A 5,031-nucleotide genomic window follows, 5' to 3' on the forward strand; every position below is an offset into this window, starting at 1 on the left:
CCCGTCATCTCCAGGTAACCCGCCCCCAGGCGCTCGCCGCTGTCGCGATCCCGGGCGATCACCTCCCCCTCCCAGTAGGGTACCGAGGTCTCCATCCAGCGTTCGGCGTGGGGCGCCTCGACGACCAGGTCGAGCCCCGCCGCGGGCACCTCGAGTCGCCAGCGGGTGGGCACCTCGCGGCCGGCCACGCTCGAGGTGGCCTGCGGGGTGAGGATGAGTTCCTCGGGTGCCAGCGCGCGGGGCTCCCCCTCGGGCGAGATCCAGGTGCCGGAGCGGTAGTCGCCGCCGGCCTCGCCGCCGCCGCGCAGCTGGAAGGCCATCAGCCGGTGGCCGTCGTCCAGGTGCAGCGAGAACCAGTCCCAGCCCGCCTGCTCGGGGCCCAGCAGCTGGCTGCTCCACTCCCGGTCGAGCCAGCCCTGTCCGCTGACCTGGTGGGTCCTGCCCTCGAGCACCACCTCGCCTTCCACCTGCCAGAAGGGCTGGCTGACGTACATCGAGCCCTGACCGTCGGCGGACTTCTGGCTGAAGCCCGCCTCGCCGTGGCGGACCAGGGGGCCCTCGGCGGTGAGCTCCAGCCGGTAGCCGACCCGCGCCTCGTCCTCGCCGTCGAAGGCGGTCAGGGTCAGGCGCTCGAAGGTGTCGGCGTCGGGGTCTTCCACCCGGGTCGCCAGTGTCCAGTCGTCGATCCAGGCACGGAATGGCTGGGCCACGGAGCCGGCCTGGCCGGTTCTGCCATGGATCGGGTCCGCGGCGTGGCTGCGGGCGAAGCGCTCGGCCACGGCGTGTTTCTCCCCCCGGGAGACCGCCAGGTGCGCCATCCATAGCTGGTCGGCGACCCACACGCCTGGTGCCTGGTACTCGGTCGGCGGTGTCTCGGTCGGAGGAGAGAGCGCCTGGCGGAACAGGGTCCACTGCAGGCCCAGCGCCTCGCCGGCCTCGTCCTCCAGGTTGGCGGTCAGGTACCACCACTCGATGCGGTAGTCCGGATGGGCGCCGTGATCCTCGGGAAAGCGCAGCGGCGTGCCGGGACGCGCCTGGGCATAGCCCTCGGCGCTCTCGCCCAGGCCGGCGAACCCCGCCCCGGAACCGTCGGGCGGTGTCTCCCCGCACCCGGCCAGGGCCAGAAGGGGAGTCAGCAGCAGGGCGGCGAGCCGAGGGCGCAGGAAAGGGCGCATCAGGCAGCCTCCTCGGCCAGCAGAGCACGCGGAGGGGCACGCCACAGGCGCAGCACCGGCAGGGCCGCGGCGGCCAGGGCCACGACCACGGCGGTGGCCAGGGTCAGCAGGATCTCGCCGGGAAAGAGGTGCAACGGCAGGCGCCAGCCGAAGGCCGCCACGTTGATGATCGCCACCAGCCCCCAGGCGATGGCGATGCCGAGTGGAATCGCCGCAAGGCCCACCGCCAGCGCCGCGCCGCCGAGCTGGGCCAGCTGGAGCTGCCCCAGCCGCGCTCGGGGCACCCCCAGCGCCCATAGCGGCGCCAGCCGCCGGCGTCGTTCCCCGGCCTGGGCGAGCAGGCTGGCCAGCAGCGCCAGGGCCGCCACGCCCAGGGTCAGGGCGTTGAGCGCCCGGGTGATGGTGAAGGTGCGCTCGAAGATGCCGGTGGCGATGCGCTTCACCTCGCGCTGGTCCAGCAGACTGTCGCGGCCCAGGGCGAAGGCGTCGGCGAGTGCTTCGGTCAGCGCCGCCCCGTCGGCGCCTGCGGTGAGCACGATGCCCAGCGAGCCGGGCGGTGCGCCGAAGCGCTCGGCCAGATGGGGCACCGCCAGCAGCACCTCGCCGCGAGGATTGCCGTAGTCCGGGTAGATCGCCGCCACGCTTATTCGGGCCTCGCCGCCCGGCGTCTCCAGGCGCAGCCGGTCCCCCGGGGCGATGCCCTCGGCCACGGCCAGCTGCTCGTTGATGAAGGCCGCGCCGTCGCGAAATGCCGCCCAGGCCGACTCGCGCCCATCCCGGGTGGCGGCCAGCGGCCAGTGCGAGATCACGGTCTCGCCGGGGGTAATGCCGTAGAGCCCCACCGGCAGGTGGCGCTCCCGTGGCTGGCTTGCCTCTCCATCACCTGCCCCTGTGCCGCCGGATTCGATGGCCAGCAGGCGGGTCTCGCTGCGCCGGGTGGCGAGGCGCTCGACCACCTCCGGGCGCTCGGCCAGCCAGTCGTCGATCGCCGCGAACTGCTCCGCCGGCGGGCGCAGGTAGAGGTCGGCCACCAGGCGCTGGTCCAGCCACTCCAGGAAGGTCAGGCGAAAGCCGCCCACCATGCTGCTCACCCCCAGATTGGCGGAGAGCGCCACCAGCAGCGCCATCATGGCCAGCGACAGCCGTGGCAGCTGCAGCTGCAGGTCGGCCAGAGCCCACTGGGCCAGGGGGCGGCGCCGGGCCAGGTGGGTCAGGCCGGCCAGGGAGGCACCCAGCAGCGGCGGCAGCCACAGGGCGCTGGCCAGCAGCAGGGCCGCCACCAGGGCGAAGCCGGCCACCAGCCCCTCGCCCGGCGGCAGGCGCGACAGCCAGGCCCACAGCGCCAGGCCGACGAGCGCCGCTACGCCGCCGGCGGTGGCCATCAGCGTCAGCTGGCGCCGGAAGCCGGCGCGCCAGGCCTGGGCCTGCCCGAGCCCCAGCACGCTGAGCCGCGCCGCCCGCCACAGCACGCCGCTGCCGGCCAGCAGCAGGCCGCCGAGGGTGACCGCCACGCCGCCGGCCCAGTAGTGCCAGGGCAGGCGCAGCTCGGCGCCCACCCCGGCGCCGTAGAGGCTGCCCAGGGTGGCCGCCACGTCGGGCAGCAGCACCCGGGCCAGCCACAGCCCACCGGCGATACCGGCCAGGGCACCGAGCAGCCCGAGCAGCAGCAGCTCCAGCGTCAGCGCCGCCACCAGGGCACGGCCGGAGACCCCCAGGGCGCGCAGGGTGCGCAGCATCCCCAGGCGCTGCTCCAGGGCCAGCCCCAACGCCGCCTGGACGATGAACAGCCCCACCACCAGCGCCAGCAGGGCCAGGGCGGTAAGGTTGAGGTGGAAGCTCTCGGTGAGCTGGCCCGGAGAGACCAGCACGTCGGCCCGGGTCAGGGTCAACCCGGCCGGCGCCTCGTCCAGCGCCCCCGGTGCGGCCACCAGCCGGGTGATCCGCTCGCCGCTCTCCAGCAGGGCCGCGGCGGCGGCGATATCCATTACCAGGGTGTCCGGCGGCAGCGACGGGGCCAGGGTCAGCGGCGGTAGCCGCTGACCGTCGGCCAGGGCCGGGGTGGCGCCTTCGGCCTCACCCGCGCTCAGGCCGAAGGCAGCCAGGAGGTCCGGCGCCAGCCGGGTCTGCCAGGGTGGCGAGAGGAAACCGGTGAGTTCACCGGTGCTGCCGGCGGTGGCGAGGCCGCTGTCGCCGGGCAGGGTGAGGGGGTCGATGCCGATCACCGTCAGACGGGTGCCGTCCGCTGCTTCAAGAGTGCCCTCCAGCAGCGGCGAGACCGGCACCCCCGCCAGGCGCAGGGCCAGGAAGTCGTCCCGGTTCAGCGCCTCGCCGTTGCGGCGCTCCAGGCGGTCCAGGCCGGTGGAGAAGAGGGCCTCGGCCCGGGCATAGCTGTCCCGGGCCGAGGCGTTGATGGCCTGGACGCCGCTCCACAGGGCGCTGGCCACCCACAGGCCCAGTAGCAGCATCGCCAGTTGGCCGGGGTGGCGCCGATAGTGGGAGAGCAGGGTGGCAAGGGTGATGAGCATGACGGCAGGGCCCCTGAGTTCAGTCGAGGTGCAGCCAGCGCGCCAGGCGAGACTGGCGGTGGCGGCGCAGGTACCAGGGCAGCAGGCTCATGACGGCGAGGATGGTGATCGCCGCCGTGATGGTGAGTGCCGGGTGCAGTTCGAAGGTGTGGCCCAGGCTCGCGAATACCAGGGTCATCGGCAGCATGCCGATGGTGGTGGCCAGGGCGAAGCGCCACGCCCTGATGGCGGTGACGCCGGCGGCATAGCTGATCAGCGCGAAGGAGAAGATCGGAATCAGCCGGGTGAGCAGCACGATGATGAACAGTAGCCGCTGCGAGCCCTCGGCACCGAACAGCGGGTTGTCGTGAAACCGCTTGCGTATCAGATCGCGCCCCAGCAGCCGGGCGAGCAGGAAGGCGATCATGGCCCCGGCCAGGGCCCCGGTGGCTGCCAGCATGGAACCGGGCAGGACGCCGAAGGCCATTCCCGAGGCGGAGGTAATGGGCAGGGTGGGCAGGGGACCCACGATCACCGCCATGACCATCAGCGCCATCAGCAGCAGCGGGCCAAGGGGGCCTTGATCGTTGAGCCACTGAGACAGGACGCCCGGCGACAGGGAGTCGGGCATGCCCAGCTGCCTGAGTAGCAGCCAGATCAGCCCCGTGTTGATCACCACGACAAGCAGGACGCCGCCGCGAAAGAGCCAGCTACCTCGGGCCATCGGGGAACTCCGCCATGATCGCTACCTTGCCCTGTGACAGCCGCAGGCATCGATCCAGCGGGGCCGCCACCTGGGGGCTGTGAGTCACCATCAGCAGCGCGCTGCCGGTCTGGCGTACCAGGCCGAGCAGCAGATCGAGCACCTCGCCGGCGGTGGCCTCGTCCAGGTTGCCGGTGGGCTCATCGGCCAGCAGCAGGGCGGGGCGCGGGGCCAGGGCGCGGCCGATGGCCAAGCGCTGCTGCTGGCCGCCGGAGAGCTGCTCGGGGTAGCGCCGCTCCATTCCCGCCAGGCCCAGCCGACGGATAAGCTCCGCCGACCAGTCGGGATCCTCCACGCCGGCCAGCCGCGCCTGCAGGCGCAGGTTGTCGAGCACCGAGAGGCTCGGCACCAGGTGGAACTGCTGGAACACCAGGCCCACCGCCTCGCGGCGCAGCCGGGCCCGCTCGGGCTCGCTGAGCGACGAGATCGCCCGGCCGCCCAGGCGGACCTCGCCGGCATCGGGCAGGTCGAGCCCTGCGGCCAGGTGCAGCAGGGTCGACTTGCCGCTGCCCGACTCGCCCATCAGCGCCAGGCTCTCGCCGGGGGCCAGCGCCAGGTCGACCCCGGCGAGCACCGTCAGCGGCCCCTG

At 73.4% G+C, this 5,031-nt stretch carries 4 protein-coding genes; all 4 read right to left on the bottom strand.

The genetic code is table 11. The annotated features are described in order from the left end of the window. A partial coding sequence (locus IBX53_RS14505; protein ID WP_290910609.1) for a lipocalin-like domain-containing protein occupies positions 1 to 1,175 on the bottom strand: 1,175 nt, incomplete at its 3' end. Next, entirely contained in the window at positions 1,175 to 3,700 is a 2,526-nt protein-coding gene (locus tag IBX53_RS14510) for an FtsX-like permease family protein (protein WP_290910611.1), read from the bottom strand. The genes IBX53_RS14505 and IBX53_RS14510, both read right to left, overlap by 1 nt. A gap of 19 nt (positions 3,701 to 3,719) precedes the next feature. Continuing rightward, positions 3,720 to 4,403, bottom strand: a complete 684-nt coding sequence (locus IBX53_RS14515; protein WP_290910614.1) for a TVP38/TMEM64 family protein — start codon at positions 4,401 to 4,403, stop codon at positions 3,720 to 3,722. After that, a partial coding sequence (locus IBX53_RS14520) for an ABC transporter ATP-binding protein (protein ID WP_290910617.1) occupies positions 4,390 to 5,031 on the bottom strand: 642 nt, incomplete at its 5' end. The genes IBX53_RS14520 and IBX53_RS14515, both read right to left, overlap by 14 nt.

The sequence above is a fragment of the Halomonas sp. genome (assembly GCF_014859505.1).
Lineage (GTDB): Bacteria > Pseudomonadota > Gammaproteobacteria > Pseudomonadales > Halomonadaceae > Halomonas.